Annotated in this window: 16 protein-coding genes; 15 read left to right on the plus strand and 1 reads right to left on the minus strand. The window is 61.7% G+C overall.

Annotated elements, in window-relative coordinates:
• Positions 1–179: 179 nt before the first annotated feature.
• The 5 genes from LPW11_RS18380 (at position 180) to LPW11_RS18400 (ending at position 8,306) form a co-directional block, all read left to right on the plus strand.
• Positions 180–1,061 carry a DUF362 domain-containing protein gene (locus tag LPW11_RS18380; RefSeq protein ID WP_230995327.1) on the plus strand — a complete coding sequence of 294 codons (882 nt, stop codon included), beginning with the start codon at positions 180–182 and terminating at the stop codon, positions 1,059–1,061.
• 15 nt (positions 1,062–1,076) lie between these two features.
• Positions 1,077–2,633 carry a 4Fe-4S binding protein gene (locus LPW11_RS18385; protein WP_230995328.1) on the plus strand — a complete coding sequence of 519 codons (1,557 nt, stop codon included), beginning with the start codon at positions 1,077–1,079 and terminating at the stop codon, positions 2,631–2,633.
• A gap of 122 nt (positions 2,634–2,755) precedes the next feature.
• Positions 2,756–3,535, plus strand: a complete 780-nt coding sequence (locus LPW11_RS18390; RefSeq protein WP_230995329.1) for a dienelactone hydrolase family protein — start codon at positions 2,756–2,758, stop codon at positions 3,533–3,535.
• A 539-nt stretch (positions 3,536–4,074) separates the two neighbouring features.
• Positions 4,075–5,340, plus strand: coding sequence for a metallophosphoesterase family protein (locus tag LPW11_RS18395; RefSeq protein WP_230995330.1), 1,266 nt, complete (start codon positions 4,075–4,077; stop codon positions 5,338–5,340).
• Positions 5,334–8,306, plus strand: coding sequence for an AAA family ATPase (locus LPW11_RS18400; protein WP_230995331.1), 2,973 nt, complete (start codon positions 5,334–5,336; stop codon positions 8,304–8,306). Before LPW11_RS18395 ends, LPW11_RS18400 begins: the two co-directional genes overlap by 7 nt.
• A gap of 563 nt (positions 8,307–8,869) precedes the next feature.
• Here LPW11_RS18400 and LPW11_RS18405 read toward each other — a convergent pair.
• A complete protein-coding gene (locus LPW11_RS18405) occupies positions 8,870–9,505 on the minus strand; it encodes a hypothetical protein (RefSeq protein ID WP_230995332.1) in 636 nt (211 codons plus the stop codon).
• Positions 9,506–9,801: 296 nt separating this feature from the next.
• Between LPW11_RS18405 and LPW11_RS18410 the strand changes: the two genes are divergently transcribed.
• From LPW11_RS18410 to LPW11_RS18455, 10 genes are all read left to right on the plus strand, one after another.
• Entirely contained in the window at positions 9,802–10,482 is a 681-nt protein-coding gene (locus LPW11_RS18410; RefSeq protein ID WP_230995333.1) for a site-2 protease family protein, read from the plus strand.
• 91 nt (positions 10,483–10,573) lie between these two features.
• Entirely contained in the window at positions 10,574–11,554 is a 981-nt protein-coding gene (trpS, locus tag LPW11_RS18415) for a tryptophan--tRNA ligase (RefSeq protein WP_230995334.1), read from the plus strand.
• 90 nt (positions 11,555–11,644) lie between these two features.
• Entirely contained in the window at positions 11,645–12,448 is an 804-nt protein-coding gene (locus LPW11_RS18420; protein WP_230995335.1) for a segregation and condensation protein A, read from the plus strand.
• Entirely contained in the window at positions 12,433–13,008 is a 576-nt protein-coding gene (gene scpB / locus LPW11_RS18425) for an SMC-Scp complex subunit ScpB (protein ID WP_230995336.1), read from the plus strand. The genes LPW11_RS18420 and scpB overlap by 16 nt, the downstream gene beginning before the upstream one ends.
• A 146-nt stretch (positions 13,009–13,154) precedes the next feature.
• Positions 13,155–13,955 (plus strand): AmmeMemoRadiSam system protein B, encoded by an 801-nt coding sequence (amrB, locus tag LPW11_RS18430; RefSeq protein ID WP_230995337.1) that lies wholly within the window; start codon positions 13,155–13,157, stop codon positions 13,953–13,955.
• Positions 13,955–16,585 (plus strand): A-adding tRNA nucleotidyltransferase, encoded by a 2,631-nt coding sequence (locus LPW11_RS18435; RefSeq protein WP_230995338.1) that lies wholly within the window; start codon positions 13,955–13,957, stop codon positions 16,583–16,585. The genes amrB and LPW11_RS18435 overlap by 1 nt, the downstream gene beginning before the upstream one ends.
• 224 nt (positions 16,586–16,809) lie before the next feature.
• On the plus strand, positions 16,810–17,193 hold the full coding sequence (locus tag LPW11_RS18440; protein ID WP_230995339.1) for a hypothetical protein: 384 nt from the start codon (positions 16,810–16,812) through the stop codon (positions 17,191–17,193).
• Positions 17,194–17,522: 329 nt separating this feature from the next.
• Positions 17,523–18,563, plus strand: coding sequence for a DHH family phosphoesterase (locus LPW11_RS18445; protein WP_230995340.1), 1,041 nt, complete (start codon positions 17,523–17,525; stop codon positions 18,561–18,563).
• 78 nt (positions 18,564–18,641) lie between these two features.
• Positions 18,642–19,766, plus strand: a complete 1,125-nt coding sequence (locus LPW11_RS18450; protein WP_230998322.1) for an aminotransferase class V-fold PLP-dependent enzyme — start codon at positions 18,642–18,644, stop codon at positions 19,764–19,766.
• A gap of 115 nt (positions 19,767–19,881) precedes the next feature.
• Complete coding sequence (locus tag LPW11_RS18455) at positions 19,882–21,198, plus strand: PhoH family protein (protein ID WP_230995341.1); 1,317 nt, start codon at positions 19,882–19,884, stop codon at positions 21,196–21,198.
• Positions 21,199–21,274: the final 76 nt, after the last annotated feature.

Raw genomic sequence — 21,274 nt, forward strand, 5'->3', positions numbered from 1 at the left:
CGCCCTATCAGAGTATATTAAGCACGTTTCACTACAGGCGTCACATCCTGCTTGCCACCTAATCCATTCTCAACCTGATCTGCTGTGCTCTCGCTGTTGATTATTTACCCCCGCGCGTCTGCCGCCGGCAGGCTCCGCTTTGCAGTTGCGCACCTTTCTTTTCAAGAGGAGGAACGAGTATGAAACGGCGTGCTTTTCTGAAGTTTGCTGGGCTTGCTGCTCTTTTCCACCGGTTCTTTGTGCGTGATCTCTTCGCGGCGCAAGGTCCTGTCGTTGCCGTGGCGACCAATCGCGATCATGCTGCAGCGACACGCAGCGCCATTGCCGCCCTCGGCGGCATGAAGCGCTTTGTGAAAAAAGGGGATGTAGTCGTGGTGAAGCCGAACATCGGATGGGACAGAAGCCCGGAGCAGGCGGCGAACACAAACCCCACTGTGGTAAAGACCGTCGTGCAGGAGGCGCTGGCGGCCGGTGCGAAGAAGGTGAAGGTATTCGACCGCCCCTGCAACGACGAGAGGCGCTGCTACGTCAACAGCGGTATCAAGGCCGCACTGGCGGGGATGAAAAACGTGGAGCTCAAGTTCATGGAGGTGGAGCGCTACAGGAAGGTGACCCTGAACGGCAAGGCGCTCCCGGAGTGGGACCTGTACGACGAGGCGCTGGATGCCAATGTTTTTATCAACGTGCCGGTCGCCAAGAATCACGGCCTCACCAGGGTCACAGCCGGGCTGAAGAACGTCATGGGGGTGATGGGCAGGAATCGCGGTTCCATCCACCGCAAGATAGACGAGTCCCTCGCCGATGTGAACAGGGTGCTGAAGAGCCACCTGGTGGTCGTGGACGCCACAAGGATATTGACGGACAACGGGCCGCAAGGGGGGAACCTTGCGGACGTGAAGATCCTTAACAAGGTCCTCGCCTCCACCGACATCGTCGCGATCGACGCCTATGCCACCACCCTTTTCGGGCTGAAGCCGGAGGATATCGCGGTGACTGTGGCGGCGCACAGGCGCGGCCTTGGGGAGATCGACCTGAAGAAAGTGCGCCTTATGCAGGTGTAGGGGGTAGATGAGCTTATGAAGAAAATGCGGATGGCGCGCGTAAGCCAACTCCTCTTCCTTTTCATCTTTTTCGCTCTCTTTGTCAGCACCGAGTATCGCGGCAGTGACACCGTCCCTGCCGCCATCAACAGCTTTTTCAGAAGCGACCCTCTTGTCCTCGCAACATACCTCGCTGCCGCGCGCTCCTTTACCTGGCTCCTTTTCCCCGCCCTCTTGATGCTCCTCTTCACAGCGCTCCTCGGGCGCTTTTTCTGCGGCTGGATCTGTCCGCTCGGCACGATCCTCGACCTCGTCACCGGCCGCATCAGGAAATCGGGGCCGATCCAGCTTCTCAAGGGGAACTTCAAGTATTGGCTGTTACTCCCGCTCCTTTTCGCGGCTCTCTTCCGGGTCAATCTCGCAGGGCTTCTCGACCCGCTGGCGATTCTTGTGCGTGGACTGACATTTTTCCTGTACCCCCTCATCGGCGACACGGCACGGCAGGGGTGGGTCGGGGTGTATCGCCTGATCGGCGCACGCCGCGATCACATCGCGCCCGCCTACAACCTGCTGCACGACTACCTGCTTCCCTTCCGCGAGACCTTTTACCCGCTCGCCTTCCTCTCCGCGCTGATGCTCGGCGGGATCATCTTCCTTGAGCGATACGAGAGGCGCAACTGGTGCAGAAACATCTGCCCGCTCGGCACGCTCCTAGGTCTTCTGTCACGTTTCTCTATTTTCAGCCGCGTCCCTGCCACCCTTTGCGACGACTGCGCAAAGTGCAAGAGCGCCTGTCCGTCGACGTTTCGCGAGGGGGTGCAGCTAAAGGAAGAGTGCCTCCTGTGCCTGGAGTGCGTCGACTGGTGCCGGCAGCGGAAGGCGCATTTCGTTCTTGAGCCCCCTCGCCGGGAGGGGCGTCCCTTCCTTCCGGAGCGCCGGGTACTGATCGGCGGCGCTCTTTCCGGTTTTCTCCTCGCCGGTGCCTTCCGCTTCCGCTCCCCGGAGGCAAATGCGCGAATGTTGCGCCCTCCTGGGGTGAAGGATGAGGATGAATTCCTCGATAAATGTGTGCGTTGCGGGGAGTGCATGAAGGTGTGCTTGAAGGGTGCGCTGTACCCCTCCGTGCTGCACGGCGGCGTTGGAGGGATCTTTACTCCCATGATGATCCCGAGGCTCGGATACTGCGAGTATAACTGCACATTGTGCGGGCAAGTATGCCCCACTGCGGCGATTCCGAGCCTGCCGGTCGAGGAGAAGAGGCGGGCGGTGATAGGGAAGGCTTCGTTTGACAAGAATGTCTGCCTCCCTTTCGCGAAGAAGACAAATTGCATTGTGTGCGAGGAGCACTGTCCGATGCCGAAGAAGGCGATTCAGGCCGAGACGGTGCGGACGACGGATCTGAACGGGAAGCCGGTCGAGCTGAAGCAGCCGTATGTAGTGGACGATCTTTGCAACGGGTGCGGGATATGCGAGAACGTCTGCCCGTTGGAGGGTAAGGCAGGGATCGAGGTGCTCGCGGTGCATGACAAGACGCCGCTGAAGGTGGCGGCCGGGGAGGCACAGCAGCAGGAGTGGGCGGATCCGTACCAGTAAAAGAGTTGCCGCATATCGCCGTGATCTTGCCTCCTTGATCTGAGGGAAGACTCTGTGATCTCATGCTAGACTTCCAGATGAAGCAGCACATGCTGCTTCGACAGTTCCAGTGGAGGTGACAGATGAGATCGGTGGTGTGGAGCTTTCTATTTCTTCTCGTGGCTCAGACAGTGGAGGCGAAGCTCGTGACGAAGACGGTGACCTACCGGCAGGGCGGCGCGGTGCTGGAAGGATACGTGGCCTATGACGACTCGGTGAAAGGGAAGCGCCCGGGAATCCTGGTCTTTCACGAATGGACCGGGATCGGGCCCTATGTAAAGAAGCGGGTCGACCAGCTGGCGGTAATGGGGTATGTGGCGTTTGCGGCGGATGTCTATGGCCAGGGAATCCGCCCCGCCACTCCGGAGGCTGCCGCCAAGGAAGCAGGGAAGTACAAGGCCGACCGGAAGCTCCTCCGGGACCGCGGTAGGGCTGCCCTTGATGAACTACGTAAGATGCCGGAAGTCGATCCGACCCGTCTGGCCGCCATCGGCTACTGCTTTGGAGGAACCGCCGCCCTTGAACTGGCGCGAAGCGGGGCACCGCTTGCCGGCGTCGTCTCCTTCCACGGCGGCCTCGATACTCCCGTTCCCGCGGATGCGCTGAACATAAGGGGGAAGATTCTGGTGCTTCATGGCGCGGACGATCCAATCGTGCCGCATGATCAGGTCGTAGCCTTCCAGCAAGAGATGCGTCTTGCCCGGGTCGACTGGCAGATGATCTCCTACGGTGGCGCGGTCCACAGCTTCACCAATCCCGATTCAGGAAATGACCCTGCCAAGGGTGTAGCGTACAACCAGTCAGCCGACCGGCGCTCGTGGGAGCATATGAAGCTCTTCTTCTCCGAGATCTTCCGCAGGTAAATACGCCGCTGCATCCCTCTGTGTCTGGGGTCATGTGTGGGGTCAGGCTTTGCATTTGGGGATTTCAGTATACTCCCCCGAGTATCGTCAAATCGCAAAATGCGAAGCTTGCCCTCGCACCCCTTCCTGACCCCGCACCCTAGGTAAATACGCCGCTGCATCCCTCTTCATCTATGGGGGCACATCTGTGGCGTCACACCATCTGTGGGGTCAGGCTTCGCAGTTGAGGAGTTCAGTAAGAGTTTTCCCCCGACCTTTTTGTCAAATCGCATAATGCAAAGCCTGCCCCCGCACTCCTCTATCCCCCGAGTATCGTCAAATCGCAAAATGCAAAGCCTGACCCCGCTCCTGACCCCGCACCTACGCAACCCTCTTAATGCACCGCGGCTCCCTCCGCCCTTGACTTCCACACCACCTCGGGGCTATAACCTCCTATTCCGGCAATTACGGTTTCACAACTCCCTGCCGTTACGTCTCTTTTGTGCACTTCGTCCCGCTCTGTCGGGATTTCTTCAAGCTTTCCTGGAGGGGCTCCCTGCATGTCCGTTCGCTTCATCCACACCTCCGACATTCACCTCGGGAAAACCTACCGCTCTTCTGGCTGCGAGGCGGAACGCTACCGCGATTTCTTCCATGTCCTCTCCGGTATCGTGGCGGACGCTGTTGCCGAAAAGGTGGACTTCGTCCTCATTGGCGGCGATCTCTTCCATACCGGCCAGATCCTCCCCAGGACCTTCGCAAGGACGATCGAAACGCTGCAGCCGCTGCGCGATGCCGGTATCCCCTGCGTCGCGGTGGAAGGGAACCACGACTGGATCCACCGTCGCGACAGCGTCTCCTGGATGGAGGCTCTCTCCCAGCTCGGGTACATCCGCCTCCTGCGCCCGGCCCGCACCGAGGCCGGCGGCTACCGCTTCGACACCTTTGACGCTGAAACCGGGAGCGGCGGCCACATCGAGATCGCCGGGGTCAACATCTACGGGCAAGGATATGTCGGCTCCCAGGCGGGAGCGCACGTGGAGCGGATTTGCGAGGCGATCACCACCAGCCGCAACATCCTTCTCTTCCACGTCGGCATCTGGTCGTACTCGCCGGTGGAGATAGGCAACATGCACCCGGACGAGGCGCTGCCGCTGGCGTCGTGCTTCGATTACCTGGCGCTCGGGCACGGGCACAAGCCGTACCTCGTGCACACTCCCGAAGGCCGTCCCTTCGCCTTCAACCCCGGCGCTCCGGAGTGCGTGAACTTCGGGGAGGAGCGTTACCCCAAGGGATACTACCTTGTGACGCTGCAGCCGTGCGGCACGGCGGAGCACCAGTTCCGCGAGACGTCCCCCCGGCCGATGATCGTCTCATCGATAGATCTCGACGGCGCCGACTGTGTGGAGACGGCGCTATCGCGACTCACGGAGCAGCTCCAGAAAAAACTGGCGGGGCGGGATGATCCACGCCGGCTTCTCCTGGAGCTGCGCCTTTCGGGGCGCGTGCGCTTCCACCCCTTCGAGCTGGGACGCGAGAGGTTGAAGCTCGCGGTGGAGTCGATTTGCGACCCCCTCCACATCGAGGTGAAGAACAATCTCTCGCTCGTTGCCCGAAGCGGCGAAGGAGAGACGGTGAAAAAGAGCCTCGCGGACATAGAGCGCGACGTCCTTTCCGAGCTCATAGCCGCCAAAAGCTCCTACCAGGGGCGCGAGGAAGAGCTTGTCCGCCTCTGTCTCGACCTGCGGGACCGGGTTCTGAAGGGTGACGTGGAGGGTGAGGAACTCCTCGGCCTCCTCTCCAACGGGAGAACGAACGGATGCTGATACTGTCGCTGGAGCTGAAGAATATCAAGTCGCACCGCGACACCGTCCTTTCCTTTTCCGCGGGAATCAACGTCCTGTGCGGGCCAAACGGCGTCGGCAAGAGCACCATCTTCGAGGCGATCGGTTATTGCCTCTTCGGGGTCAATGCCCAGGACTTCGTCTCGCGCGCGGAGCGTTTCCTCTCCATAGGAGCCAAAAAAGGGGAGATCAGCGTCGTCTTCCAGCCAGCCGATGGCGAGCTCTACCGTGCCACCCGCACGGTGGGAGCGGCGGCGAAGTGGCTTCTGGCGAAGAAGGTGGGGGATGTCTTCGAGGTGGAGGATCACGCCAATCTGCAGGAGACGGAGGCGCGCATCGCCACGCTCCTTGGGCTGAACAACGGCCGTCCGCTCGCTGACCAGTTCAAGCTCGTCATCGGGCCGTTCCAGAACGATTTCCTGGGGCCTTTCGTGATCAAGCAGCCGACCAAGCGCCAGGACGCCTTTGATGAGATCCTCGGCATCGACGCCTGGCGCAAGACCTTCGACGGCACGAAGACCCTCATGAGCGCCATTCAGGCAAAGGCCGAGACGCTGAAGGCCGAGGTGGCCGGGCGCGAGGAGCAGGTCGCTGCCCTCCCTGCGAAGCTCGCCGAGGCTTCTGCCGTGAGGGATGGCGAGGCGGCCAGACGTGCCGAGCTGGCATCGCAGAATGCAGGGCTGGAAAAGATCTCCGCCGAGCTTGCCACACTCGATGAGGAAAAGAGGAAACTCGATCTCTCGGTTGGTGAGCTGAAGGGGGTAGAGGAGCGGATCGCCTCCGGCAAGGACCACGTCGCCGCCCAGCAACTCCTGGTGGAGCAGTCCCGTGCCGCAGCTGCCGCGACTGCTGAGGCCGCCGCAGGGAAAGAAAGCTACGATTTCGCGGAGGAGCGCCTGAAAACGCTGCGGCAGGAAGAGCAGGCGAAGCTTCAGCTGGAGCGCCAGGGTGCGGCGCTGGAAAAGGAGATCTCGACCCTCGCCGGCAGGCTGGAGATCGAGCGGCGAGAGCAGCTGGAGAGTGCGCAGCAGATCGAGCAGGATGCAGCGCGCCTTTCCGAAGAGGAAACCGCTGTTGCGACGCGATCGGCGGCACTGAAGACGGAAGGGGAGGAGTGCCGCCGGAGACTGGCCGAAGCGCAGCAGGTGGCGGCGGACTTCCGGCTCTTGCCGCTGCACCAGGTGGAGCGGGCGGTGCCGTATCTTTTCGCCTCCCTCGACCGGCTGGAGGCGATAGCCGTGGAGGTGCGGGAAAAGGGAAAGCTCCTCGAGACGGAAGGGGATGTGCGCTCCAGGGCAGAGAGGCTGCCGGCTCTGAAGGAGGAGCTGAAAAAGGTACACGCCGAGAGGGCGGAACTGCAGGGGCGGAAGCTGAGCCTTGTCGAGGGGAGAGAGAAGCTCGCCTCCGGTCAGTGCCCGTATTTCCACGAGGCGTGCCAGAATCTCTCCTCCAATGGCGGCGCCGACCTCGAGGCGCGGCTCGATCTCCTTGATGGGAAGATGGCGGAGCTGGACGCCGGAGCCCGGGAGGTCGCGGCCGCTCTTGCCGAGGCGGAAAGCGCGGAGAAGGAACTCCTCTCGTTGCAGAAGGTGCGCGCTGACCTCCAGAGGCTCGCCGCTGATCAAGAGAAGGCGGAGCTCGATTTTTCCCGTGCGCTCCAGCCCGTTGCACCGGAAGGGCTCGTTGCTGCGGCAGCGGTGTGGGGCACGGCGTCCGGAATTCCCGCCGACCTTCTCCAACTTCAAACCGCGCTGCAGCTGACGCTCCCTGAGACGGTAGCAGAGCGGCGGCGCGAGGTGGAGGAGTGGAGGACGCGGGTTCACCATCTTGTTGCCTCCCTGCAGGAGGCTCTCTCCGCTCGGCTGGTGAGCGCCGAGGAGCCGGTCCAGCGGTGTGAGCGGCAAGAGGTGGAACTGCGCGCGAAAGGGGACGAGCTGAAAAGGGCGCAGGAGGAACTCGCGGCCAGGAGAAAGAGGCTGGAGGCCCGCGGGGACGCAATCTCGGAGCAGGAGAAGAAGCTGGAGTCGCAACGGGGGGTGCACGTAGCCGTGAAGGAGTCCCTCTCCCGCTACGACGGGGTAGACGCCGGAATCGCTGCCGCCGAGGCTGACCTCGCCAAATTCAGGGAAGCACGCGACAGCTACATCGCAAACCAGAAGGCGGCTGAAGAATTGCCAAAGCGCGAGGATACGCTGGCGAAGTACCAGGATCGCCTGGCAGCGCTGGAGAGGGAGCGTGTGGCCCGCTCGCAGGAGATACAGACATTGCAGGGGGCCTATTGCGCCGACAGGCACGAGGCCGCCCGTGGCTCTCGGGAGATTCTGGTGACCCGGATTGCCACGCTCAGCGCCGAGCTCGTCAGCCTCGCCGAGAGTGCCCGCCGCCTGGAGGGAGAGGTGGCGCTCCTCACGGCTCTGGCGCAGGAGGTTGAGAAAAAGAAGGGCGCGATAGATGAACTGAACGAACAGGGCGCCCTCGTGAAGTTTCTGCGCAACCAGGTCTTCAAGAATGTCTCCGCGCAGCTTTCCGAGCGCTTCAGGGAGGAGATCAGCTTCCGGGCAGACAGGATCTACCGGAACATCGCCGAGTCGGATGAGGAACTGTACTGGGGGGAGAACTATCAGGTCGTGCTGAAGGACCTGGTGGAGGGCTCGGTGAGGGAGCGGACCGACGACCAGCTTTCAGGAGGGCAGATGATGAGCGCTGTCGTGGCGCTGCGTCTCGCTCTCTTGCAGACGATCGGCGCCCGGGTGGCATTCTTCGACGAGCCAACCTCGAACCTGGACGCGGACAGGAGGGAGAACCTCGCGCGGGCCTTCCGGGCGATAGATGTCGGGCAGGAGGAAGTGACGGAGCACTGGTACGACCAGCTTTTCCTGGTGAGTCACGATGTGAGTTTTACCGAGATTACGGATCAGATGATTCAGCTGGGGGAGAAAAACCTTTAGCACCCACCGCAAAGGCGCAAAGGGCGCAAAGAAAACCGCGCAAAGGAAAGGCTGAAAGAGGGGAAGGGGCTACCGCGCATGCCGGCGTCGTCACCCGCTCGTTCCCAAGGTCATCTTCGGAACGCACTTGCGTGCAAAGCTCCGGCTTTGCATCCGCGTCAGCGGAGTCGCGCGTTTGGCGAGGCGGAGCCTCGCAGGCAATAGCGTTCCCAAGCTGGAGCTTGGGAACGAGTCACCCCCACCGCAAAGGCGCAAAGGGCGCAAAGAAAATCGCGCAAAGGAAAGGCTGAAAGAGGGGAAGGGCTACCGTGCATGCCGGCGTCGTCACCCGCTCGTTCCCAAGGTCATCTTGGGAACGCACTTGCGTGCAAAGCTCCGGCTTTGCATCCGCGTCAGCGGAGTCGCGCGTTTGGCGAGGCGGAGCCTCGCGGGCAATCGCGTTCCCAAGCCTGAGCTTGGGAACGAGGCGGATGTTTCAACGAAGCGCGGGACGGAACCTCGCGTTCCCCCCTTTGCGAAGGGTGGACAGGGGGGATTTGCCTTGAGGTCGGAAGGGGCCGGACTTACTCCGCCGGGGCTGGCGCCGTCTCTTCTGGTTCGCGGGTGATCTCGAAGCCTGCAAGGAATGGGTCGAGTTTCTTGTTCAGGGAGGCGTCCTGGTGGATGTTTCGAGGATCCCCCAGCACGTAGCTCAACGCGTACTTTATTCCGTCCTTGTAAAGGATGTACTCCAGTATCTCAGACTCCTGGTGCGCCTGTGCCATGCTGCCGTCATGTCTTTCGGCCGACTGGGTGACGCACGGCGTCCCGCGCTGCCTGTAGCGCACTGAAGCGGCCTGACCGTGCAGCGTCTCGACGATATCGCTGTCGATGATGGTCGCGCCGTCGTACTTCAGTGCCTCCAGCGCGGGGCGATAGATCCCTTCCTCGAAGGAGAGGCCACCAAGATCGGTCGGCTCCTCCCAGATCACATACTGGCGACAGTAGGTGTCCTCGAAGAGGACGCCGGAGCGGTCGGGGCGCGAGTAGTCTCTGACAGTGGCATCTTCGTGAAGCGGTGGGACGTGGACCTTGAAATTCCCGGTGGGACTGACGTAATACTCGCGGCGGACGTTGCCTACGAGTCCGTCAGTATTTACCGCGGAGCACCCCGCAAGAAGTGCCGCCAAAATAAGAGAAGATAGTGCAGTTCGTCTCATCCGCCACCACCACATTTTTTCTGCCGCGCACGGAAGCTGCGCGGTACCTGCTTTAGCAGACGCTTTATATCATGACCATTCCTGAATGACACGACTTTTGCTCAAGGAGCAGGTTAAATTTCTCTAGATCCTCTCTGTGTCTCCACGTCTTTTGCGCTTTCCCGGAAAAGTTTTTCTCTATCTGTCAATGCACATTTCTTAGTATCTTCACATTCCTGCTGCTTCATTGACTTTCCTCCCCCGATCTGCTAGAGAAGAAAGATTCAAGTGCAGGATTTCCCCGCAAAAAGGACCTCATGGAATCGTTTTTCCTGAAGATTTCCATCATGCTCGTTCCGGCTCTCATGGCGATTACCTGCCACGAGGTGTCTCATGGCTATATCGCCAGCCGGTTCGGAGACGATACCGCCCGCTCCCTCGGACGGCTCACCCTGAACCCCCTGAAACACCTCGACATTCTCGGCACCCTCATGGTCTTCTTCGTGGGGATCGGGTGGGCCAAGCCGGTCCCGGTGAACTTCAGCCGCCTGCGCAAGCCGAAACGCGACATGATCTGGGTCGCGGTCGCGGGACCAGTCACCAATTTCCTGCTCGCCACCGCATCGGCACTCGCGCTGCGCGGCATTGTGCTCCTCGATGGCGCCATCCCCGGCGGCTCCTCGCTCGCGACTTTCCTTGACCCGATCACCCTGATGCTCGCCTTCTCGGTGTATATCAACCTGCTCCTGGCGATCTTCAACCTGATCCCGGTCCCCCCCCTGGACGGCGGAAGGGTCGCGGTGGGGCTTTTGCCGTACCGTCAATCGATGCTCCTGGCGCGGCTAGAGCCGTTCGGCATGGTCCTCATCGTCCTGCTGGTCTTCTTCACCGATGTCTTCAGCTACCTCCTTCTCCCGGCGCTGACCTTCGGGGTGCAGCTCCTCGCAGGCCCTCAGAGCGGGATGGTGTTTGGCGTGACGCGGTTGATGATGCGGTGATTATTCCCGCACCATAATAAATCCTTCTCGGGCGGAGCGCGGTTCAAGCTCCCCCTGCTAAAGCTGGAATTCAAAAAGGAGTCGTAAAAGAATGAGCAAACGCATCGTTAGCGGCATGAGACCTACCGGAAAACTGCACCTCGGGCACTACCACGGTGTGCTCTCCAACTGGAGGGAACTGCAGCGTTCCTACGAGTGTTTCTTCTTCGTCGCTGACTGGCACTCCCTCACCACCGAGTACGCCAGCACCGCGGGGATCCGCGAGAGCATCTACGAGATGGTGCTCGACTGGCTGGCCTTCGGGATCGATCCTGAAAAGAGCGTCATCTTCGAGCAGAGCAGGGTGCCGCAGCACGCGGAGCTCAACCTGATCCTCTCCATGATCACCCCCGTCTCCTGGCTGGAAAGAAACCCGACGTACAAGGAGATGCAGGAAAACCTCACCACCAAGGACCTCTCCACCATGGGGTTCCTCGGCTACCCGGTCCTCATGGCCAGCGACATCCTGGTGTACAAGGCGCTGCAGGTGCCGGTCGGCCAGGACCAGCTGCCGCACCTGGAGATCACCAGGGAGATCGCCCGCCGCTTCAATTATCTCTACGGTGAAGTCTTCCCCGAGCCGGCCGCTCTTCTCACGGAGACGCCGAAGGTCCTCGGGCTGGACGGCCGCAAGATGAGCAAGTCGTACAACAATGCCATCTTCCTCGGCGAGACGGCGGAAGAGACGAGGAAAAAACTGATGGGGATGGTGACAGATGCTGAGCGCGTCTATCGCAAGGATCCGGGTGAGCCGGACCGCTGCGTCGCCTTCACCCTCCACTCTCTCTATGTGGCGGAAGAGAAGCGAGAGGAGGTGGTGACTGCCTGCCGCGGCGCCCAGATCGGCTGCGTCGACTGCAAAAAGATCCTCGCCGAGGCGGTCGTGGAGACCCTGGCGCCGTTCCGTGCCCGCCGCGAAGAGCTGGCGGCGCAGAAGGGGCTCGTCCAGGATGTGCTCGCCGACGGCGCCCGCAAGGCCGAAGCGGTTGCCAAGATGACGATGGAAGAGGTGCGCGAGGCGCTCAAACTGTAGTTATTTCGTTCGACACACGCGGGGCGGACGGGAGCTTTCCCGTTCGCCCTTCCTGCGAGTACTGATTGCACCGAACCGGAGATTCGATTCTTGCCACTGGAGAACCCCCAAACCACCCTCTTTTCGGACGCCCTTGAGAGCGCCTACCAGATAAAGGTGGGGGAGTTCGAGGGGCCTCTTGATCTCCTCCTCCACCTCATCAAGAAAAACGAGGTGGACATCTACAACATCCCCATCGCGGAGATCACGCGGCAATATCTCGATTACCTGGAGATCCTGAAGGAGCTGAACCTCGACATCGCGGGGGAGTTCCTCGTCATGGCGGCGACCCTGATCCAGATCAAGTCGCGCATGCTCCTCCCGCTGACGCAGGAAGAGGAGGAGGGGGGGGCGGTGGAGGACCCGAGGGCCGAGCTGGTGCGCCGGCTCCTCGAATACCAGCGCTACCGGGAGGCGGGGCAGGAGCTTGCCGGGCGGCATCTGCTCGGTCGCGACACCTTCGCGAGAAAATTTCCCTCTCCCGAGCTCGCCGACATCGAGCCGCTGGAAGAGGTGGCGGAGGTGGAGATCTTCGAGCTCGTCGAGGCTTTCCGCCGCGTCCTCTCCAAGGTTTCGGTCCCCGCCTATCACGAGGTGGAGGCGGACGGGATCAGCATCGCGGAGCGGATCAGCCAGGTCCTTGCCATCCTGCACGGCGGTGACGGCATGAGCTTCGAGTCCCTCTTTCCCGACGGCGCCACCCGCGAGCTCCTGGTGGTGACCTTCCTCTCCATCCTGGAGCTCTGCAAGATGAAGATGATAAAGGTCGTCCAGGCCGAGAGCCTGGGATCGATCTGGATCTCCTGCCGCGAGCAGGAGGCGGTTACGGAGGAGCCTCTTTGGCAAGATCCCTGAAATCGATCGTAGAGAGCCTGATTTTTGTGCATGACCAGCCGCTCACCCTCGACCGGCTTTGCACGATCCTCGAGGAGTACGAGCGCCCCGAGATACGCGAGGCCCTCGAGGAGCTCATGGAGGAGTACGAGCAGGGGGAGCGCGGCATCACCCTGTGCCAGGTCGGGGGGGGCTACCAGCTGCGCAGTCGCCCGGAAAACGCCGATTTCCTGCGGCGCCTGACGAAGACAAAGACGGTGAAGTTCAGCCAGTCGGCACTGGAGACCCTTTCCATCATCGCCTACCGTCAGCCGATCACCCGCGGCGAGATAGAATACCTGCGCGGGGTCGACTCCGGGGGGGTCCTGAAGAATCTCCTGGAGAAGAAGCTCCTGCGCATCATGGGGAAAAAGGACGTCCCCGGCAAGCCTCTCATTTACGGGACGAGCCGCGAGTTTCTCGAGCTATTCAGCCTGAAGGACCTCGGCGGGCTCCCATCCCTGAAGGAAATCCAGGAGCTCGCCCCGCACGATCCAAACGCCGAGCAGCCGGCATTACCACTTGACGCTATTGATGCATAGGGGCTACTGCGCTAGAATCTCTACGGGTATCGGTTCCAGCTTCCTCAGGCACGAAATGTGATAGGCGGAAGCGTCGCCGTGCTTCAGGCAGAGGGCATCTCGGGAAAGCTGCCCGTGTCCCCCATAGTGATCTCCAGGAGGTGCACATGGTACGTCAGCCGGCGGTAGCAGGAAGGTTCTACAAATCGGATGCCGAGGCGCTGCGCGAGGAACTCGCGGAGCTCATGCCGAAAAACGGCTCGGAGAAGGCGATCGGCATCGTCGCCCCGCACGCGGGCTTCATCTATTCAGGAAAGGTCGCAGGCTCCGTGTACGGCCAGCTGCAGATCCCTTCCTCCGTCATCGTCCTGTGCCCCAACCACACCGGCATGGGGTCCGCCGCCGCCCTTTTCCCTACCGGGCAGTGGGACACCCCCCTCGGTCCTGTCCCGATCAACAGCAGGCTCTCGAAGCTCATTCTGAAGCATGTCCCCCTCCTGAAGGAAGACGAGCTCGCCCACCGCTTCGAGCACTCCCTGGAGGTGCAACTCCCTTTCCTCATGTACCGAAACCCCGAGGTCAGCATCGCCGCACTCTGCCTTTCCAGCTACGATTTCGAGAGCTGCCGCGACATCGGTGAGGGGATCGTCCAGGCGATTCGCGAATACGGCGAAGAGGTCCTCATCGTCGCGAGCTCCGACATGACGCACTACGAATCGGACGACGCGGCGCGCGTGAAGGACGACATAGCGCTCAGCCAGGTCCTCGCCCTCAACCCCGAGGGGCTCCTCACCTCCTGCCGCCAGCAGTGGATCAGCATGTGCGGCGTCGTCCCCACGACGGTGATGATGGTGGCTGCAAAGGCTCTCGGGGCGACGAGAGCGCGGCTCGATTCTTACGCCACCAGCGGTGATGTAACAGGTGACCGGCGGCGGGTAGTCGCGTACGCGGGGGTCACCCTGTTCTGATGGATGTAATCACCACCCATGTGAACGCCGATTTCGATTGCCTCGGCTCGATGGTCGCGGCAAAGAAGATCTACCCTGAAGCCCTCCTTGTCTTCTCGGGCTCCCAGGAAAAGGGAGTCCGGGACTTCTTCGTAAAGTTCCCCGCGGTTGCCGCCGAATTCACCCGCCTGAAGGACCTCGACCTCAATGCCGTCACCCGGCTCATCCTCGTCGATTGCCAGCACTCCTCCCGTATCGCCAGGTTTGCCGAGATCGTGCGCCGCCGCGGCCTGGAGATCCATATCTACGACCACCACCCGAAGGCGGCAGGGGACCTCGACCCAAGCGGCGGCAGCATCCGCTCCTGCGGCTCGAGCACGACCCTTCTGGTGACCCTCCTGCAGCAGCGGAAAACAGCGGTGACCCCCCAGGAGGCGACGGTAATGATGCTCGGCATCTACGAGGATACCGGGAACCTGACCTTCCCCTCCACGACGACGGAGGACTATGTCGCCGCCGCGTGGCTCCTCGAGCGGGGCGCCAACCTGAACGAGGTGGCGGACTCCATCAGCCGCGAACTCACGGTGGAGCAGGTCTCCCTGCTGAACGACCTCCTCAAATCGATGAAGACCACGACGCTAAAAGGGGTCGACGTCTCCATAGCTCACGCCTCGCTGGATCACTACGTCGGTGATATCGCGGGGCTTGCCCACATGATGCGTGACATGGAGAACCTGAACGCGCTCTTTATCGTCGTGGGGATGGGGGACCGGATCTACCTCGTGGCGCGCAGCCGCATTCCGGAGGTGCGGGTAGGGGAGATACTGGAGGAGTTGGGGGGAGGGGGGCACGCAACCGCCGCCTCCGCCACGGTGAAGGGGCTCACCCTCATCCAGACACTGGAGCTCCTCGAGTCCGTGCTGCGAAGCCGCGTCAATCCGAGGCGGACCGCGCAGGACATCATGTCCGCACCGGTGAAGTCGATCCCTCTGAAGACGACGATAGAGGAGGCACGGGAGCTCCTGGTGCGCTACAACGTCACCGCCATGCCGGTCGTGGACGTCGAGGGGAAGGTGAAGGGGATCATCTCCAGAAAGACGGTGGAGAAGGCGATGTACCACAACCTCGGCGTGGTATCGGTCGCGGACTACATGCACACCGAGTTCATGATCGCCGACCCTGAGACGCCGATTACCGAGATCCAGACCTACATCGTCGGCAACGACGCCCGTCTGGTGCCAGTCGTCGCCCAGGGGGAGCTTATCGGGGTGATCACCCGTACCGACCTCTTGCGCTACGGCTACGGAGGGGAGGCGCTGTACGATCTGGCGCGCGACTCCCTCCCGGTGAAGAGTCGCGAGATCGTGGGTCTCATGAACAAGCACCTCCCCCCGCGGGTGGTGACGATCCTCAGGAACCTGGGGGAGGTCGGCGACAGGCTGGAGCTCCCGGTCTACGCGGTTGGCGGCTTCGTGCGCGACCTTCTCCTCGGGGTGGTGAACAAGGATATCGACGTCACGGTGGAGGGGGATGGAATCATATTCGCCGACGCCTTTGCGGCGCAGTACGGGTGCCGGGTGAAGAGCCACCAGAAGTTCGGCACCGCCGTCATCGTCTTCCCCGACGGCTCAAAGATCGATGTGGCGAGCACACGCCTCGAATACTACGTTTCTCCCGGAGCGCTGCCGACCGTGGAGCGCTCGTCCCTCAAGATGGATCTCTACCGTCGCGACTTCACCGTCAATACCCTCGCGATCCGGCTAAACAGCGCCTATTTCGGGAGGCTCATCGACTTCTTCGGCGCCAACCGCGACCTGCAGGACGGGGTCATCAGGGTGCTGCACAACCTCTCCTTTGTGGAGGATCCCACCCGGGTCTTTCGCGCCATCCGCTTTGAGCAGCGCCTCGCCTTCAGGATCGCGAAGCACACGGAGAATCTCATCAAGAACGCGGTGAAGATGGAATTCCTCGACAAGCTCGGCGGCCGGCGCCTCCTCTCGGAGCTGGTGCATATCCTGAAAGAGAAGGAGCCGCTGAAGGGGATCTACCGGATGGCGAACCTCGGGCTCTTCCGCTTCATCCGCCCCGATCTGGAGTTCACCCCCGCCGTACAGAATGTGCTTGAGGGTGTGCGGGAAATCCTCTCCTGGTTCGACCTCCTCTTCCTGGAGCGCCCCTACGAGCGGTGGGCCGTGTACTTTCTGGCGATGTGCGATCCCCTCACAGACGAGCAGTTCTGGGGGACCTGCACCCGACTCTCTGTGGCGGAGCATTACAAGGAAAAGCTCTACGAGATGAGAAAGGACGGAGCGCTCCTCGTGACTGCCATGGAAAAGCGTATCTACTCCAACGGCAAGCTGGAAAACAGCGAGATCTACTTCTTCCTGCGCAGTCTGACCGTGGAGGTGCTCCTCTACCTCATGGCCCGCAGCCAGCACGCCGAGGTCAAGCGGGCGATCTCTCTTTATTTCACGAAGCTAAGCGGAGTGCGCCCGCTCATCAACGGCGAGGACCTGCAGCGTCTCGGCGTACAGAAGGGACCTCGCTACCGTGAGCTCCTCGATGCCGCCCTTTCGGCGCGGCTGAACGGAACGGTCTCCAGCAAGGAGGATGAACTGCGCCTGGTCCAGGGGCTGCTTGCCGCACTGTAGCGAATCCGCAACAGAAAGCTGCGCTAAATGGCGTAGTTATCGTCTCGTCCTTCCGTCGTTCCTCTCCGCAACCCTCCCGCTCCCTCCGCTCACATCTCGGTGGCGCCGCGCCTGGTGCTCCGTTGCAGCTTTTCTTCAAAAAAACTCCCCCTGAGAAAGGAATCGGCCCGTTTGTTGCTGATGAGGTCGTGATCCCGCACTTGTTTCTGATGGAGGAGAGTTTCGTGACGTCTTGGAAAAAGTCCACAGTGGCAGCTTTGATCTTTTGTCTGGTGTCCTCACCCTGCCTCGCGGCTGCCGAAAACTTCAAAGAGGTCTTCCTCGATGCGCTCTACGGCGGGATCACCGGCGGCCTCATCGGTGCCGCCGTGATGGCGTTCACGAAGGAGCCGAGCCGGCACCTGGAGTACCTTGGCTACGGTTTCGGAGGGGGGGCGCTCCTCGGCGCAGCGTACGGTACGGTCCGTTCAGTAAAATCGTTTGCGGAGGTGGAGAACGGCAAGGTGAAATTTGCCATCCCCACCGTCATCCCCGATATACAGGAGACAAAGTCGAACGGCAAGACCCCCTTCGTGGTGACCGCGCAGTTGCTGCATGGAAAGTTTTGACGTAAGTCAAGTTTTTGGACAGTGGCAGGGAGTCATGATCCCGTTTTCGCGTCCTTTTTGGTCGTTCTGCGGAGCTCGGTGAGGGGGTGCCATAAAAGAGCAGGCCCGCCTAACGTTCCCTCCTTTGCGAAGGGGGGACAGGGGGGATTTCCTCTTGCGGGTGCCGCTCCAGTTCCCTGCCAGTCTGCCGCAAACGTGTCGCCGACATTGCCGGGAACGCCTGCGGCTTATCCCGGCCTACATTGTCTGCTTCTTCCTTTGCAATTCCCGCTCTGTTGCTCCCCTTCGCGCATCCCTGTTATACTTCCCTTCAGAAGGGGGGGACAGATTTGGCTCTCAACGGAAGACTTCCGGACCTCAAAGGGTACACCGATGCCCTCCTCAACTGGGTGGGGGGGCGCGGCAAGATACTCATCGTGGTGCACGACAACCCCGATCCCGACGCCCTCGCCTCCGCGATGGCTCTTCGCCACCTCTTCGCGGTGCGCACCAACAGGGAAGCGATCATCGCCTTTTCCGGGATGATCGGCCGCAGCGAAAACCTGGCGATGGCCAAGAATCTCCAGATCCCCCTTACCCCCTTTCAACTGATCGAACTGAAGGCCTTCCCCGTCGTCTGCCTCCTCGACAGCCAGCCCGGCACCGGGAACAACGCGCTCCCCCCCGGCGCCCGCGTTGACCTCGTCATCGACCACCACCCGATGCGCGAGGGGAGCGCCACCTGCAAGTGGATCGACATCCGGCCCGACTACGGGGCCACCAGCACCATCCTCTACGAGTATCTGCGGGTGCAGGGGATCTCTATTGGTACTAAGCTCGCCACCGCTCTTTTCTACGCCATCAAGTCGGAGACGCAGGATCTGGGGAGGGAGGCGAAGCGCCCCGACCGCGAGGCGTATCTCACCCTTTTTCCCCTGGCCAACAAGGTCCTCCTGAACTCCATCGTGCGCCCGAGACTCCCCCGCGAGTACTTTGCCGCGCTGCACTCCGGTCTCAGGCACGCCCGGATTTACGGCAATGTGCTGGTGGCATCGCTGAAGCATGTGCAGTTCCCGGAAGTCGTCGCCGAGTTTGCCGACCTGGTGGTGCGGCTGGAAGGGGTCGAGACCGCGCTTTGCATGGGGCACGTGAACCGCCAGATGATCCTCTCCATCAGGACGGAGTCGCAGGAATTGAACGCGGGGGAGCTCCTCAGGACCGTTGTCGACGGCTACGGGAGCGCCGGCGGTCATGGGATGATGGCTGGCGGGAAACTCAACGAGACAGATGAGAGCGACGAAGCGATGACTGCCACGGAGGGGCTCATGATCCGGCGCTTCCTGGAGTACCTCGGTGTGGTGCAGGGGGAGCCGGAATGTCTCATCCCTTGACCGGCTTAGCCTGCGCCGTGCGCGCAGATACTCATGAAAGCGGTTGCCAAACAAGAGGTAAAATGTTAGTACATGGTTATGTCCCTCTTCCTCGATAACGCCGCAACATCGTTCCCGAAACCGGAATCCGTGTACCTCGCCATGGACAAGGTGATAAGGGAGATCGGGGTCGCGCCGGGGAGGGGAGGGTACGGTCAGTCACTCGCCGCGTCCAGGCTTGTATTCGAGACCCGGGCGCTCCTCGCGGAGTTCTTCGGCGTCAAGCAGATTTCCCGCCTCATCTTCACCCACAGCGCTACCGAATCCCTCAATATAGCCGTGAACGGGCTTCTCGCCGCCGGCGACCACGTCGTTACTACCTCCATGGAGCACAACGCCCTCGTGCGGCCGCTGTATCTTGCCCGCAAGCGCGGCGTCGAGGTCACCTTCGTTCCCGCAGGGAAGGACGGCGTCGTATCCGAGCACGCCATCGCCGGGGCGATGCAGAAAAACACGAGGCTTGTCGCCTTCTCGCACTGCTCCAACGTGACCGGCACGATCCAGCCTCTGGAGGCGATCGTGAAGGTGGCCAAGGGGAGTGGGGCGCTTGTGCTGGTGGACGCGGCGCAGAGCGCAGGTTACCTTCCGATCGACATTGCGGCCCTCGGCATCGATCTTCTCGCCGCTCCGGGACACAAGGCTCTCTTTGGTCCCGCGGGGACCGGGATACTCGCCCTCGGTGCAGAGGTGAAGCTCGACCCGCTGCAGGTCGGCGGCACCGGCGCCAGCTCATCGAGCCCGGAGCCGCCGGAAGAGCTCCCGGAGCGCTTCGAGAGCGGCACCATGAGCACCCATGCCCTTGCCGGGCTGAAGGCGGGTGTGGAGTTCGTGCAGGAGGTGGGGCTTGAGACGATCCGCCAGAAGGAAAAAGTCCTTGTGGACCAGCTTGTGGAGGGGCTGCGCAAGATTCCGGGGGTGACGCTGTATGGTCCGGAGAGCGGCGACCGCGGCGGCGCTCTCTCCTTCACCATCGAAGGGCGGGACCCCTCCGAAATCGGCTACACTCTCGACACCGAGCACGACATCTGCGTACGCGTGGGACTTCATTGCGCACCGGACGCGCACAGGACCATCGGCACCTTCCCCACGGGGACGGTGCGGGTAAGCCCCGGCTACTTCAACACGCCCCAGGACATCGAGCGCTTTCTGAAGGCGCTGCATTGACTACGACCACTGCCGTTACGTCTTCAGTGAAGGCTCCTCCAAGGTTGCGGTGTACTCCGGCACCCCAGAGCTGCAAGCCATTCCTGACCACCGACACTTTTTCACTGAGGCCTCTATGAAAACATTTGTTCTTGATACCAACGTCCTCCTCTACGACCCGCAGGCCCTGGAAAAGTTCGAGGAACATTCGATCATCGTCCCCATTACCGTCATCGAGGAGATCGACAGGTTCAAGAAGGACATGAACGAGACGGGGAGAAACGCCCGCCAGGTCTCCCGCATCCTCGACAAAATGCGCAAGGGGGGCTCTCTCATCAAGGGGATCCAGCTGCAAAGCGGCGGGACGCTGCGGGTGGAGATCTGCGAGGAGAAAGTGCTGAAGATGCTCCCCCCCGAGCTGCGGGAAGAGCGCGGCGACAACAGGATCCTTGCGGTCGCCGTCGACCTCATGGCGCAGCGCCCGGACGTCCCGGTGATACTGGTCACAAAGGACACGAACCTGCGCATCAAGGCGGACGCTCTCGGCCTCAGCGCCGAGGACTACGAGTCGGACAAGGTGAGCATCGATTCCCTCTTTACCGGCTATGCCAGCGTGGAGGTCGGCGCCGACCTCGTCGACCGCTTTTACAGCCAGGGGTGGCTCGACTGGCCCGCGGGGCTGCATCCGAACCAGTTCGTAGCGCTCAGCGAATTCGGCAACCCCGGCCACAGCGCGCTTGGACGTTTGGATAGCTCGTCCGGCCGTGTGGTGCCGCTGCGCGGGGTCGGGAAGGAAGGGGTCTGGAGCGTCTTTCCGAGGAACCGTGAGCAGTCGTTTGCGCTCGACGCACTCCTTGACGACGAGGTAAAGATCGTGACGCTGATGGGGAAGGCAGGGACCGGAAAAACGCTTCTCGCCATAGCCGCCGGTCTGCAGAAGACGGCGGAGGAGAATGTGTACAACAGGCTCCTCGTGTCTCGCCCGGTTTTCCCGATGGGTCGCGACCTCGGCTTTCTGCCGGGGGACATCGAGGAGAAGCTCACCCCCTGGATGCAGCCGATCTTCGACAACGTCGAGCTCCTCCTGACGGGGCATGAAGGGGAGAAACGGCACAGCAAGGGGTACAAAGAGCTCATGGCGATGGGAATCCTGGAGATAGAGCCCCTCACCTACATCCGCGGGCGCTCCATCCCGATGCAGTACATGATAGTCGACGAGGCGCAGAACCTCACTCCGCATGAGATCAAGACGATCGTGACGCGGGCGGGGGAGGGGACGAAGATCGTGTTGACCGGCGACCCGTACCAGATCGACAACCCCTATGTCGACGCCGAGAGTAACGGTCTCACCTACGTAGTGGAGCGGCTGAAGGATCAGAAGATCTCGGCGCATATCACCATGACGAAGGGTGAGCGCTCCGAGCTCGCGGAGCTGGCGGCAAACCTGCTGTAGTCCGGTGCTGCGGGAAGTTTTCAGGAGAGGGCGCGGTTGCTCGTGCCCTCTTTGCTTTTTCCCGGATGCGGCGGCT

Origin of the sequence: Geomonas sp. RF6 (assembly GCF_021044625.1) — a bacterium.
In the GTDB taxonomy this organism is placed as follows: Bacteria; Desulfobacterota; Desulfuromonadia; order Geobacterales; family Geobacteraceae; genus RF6.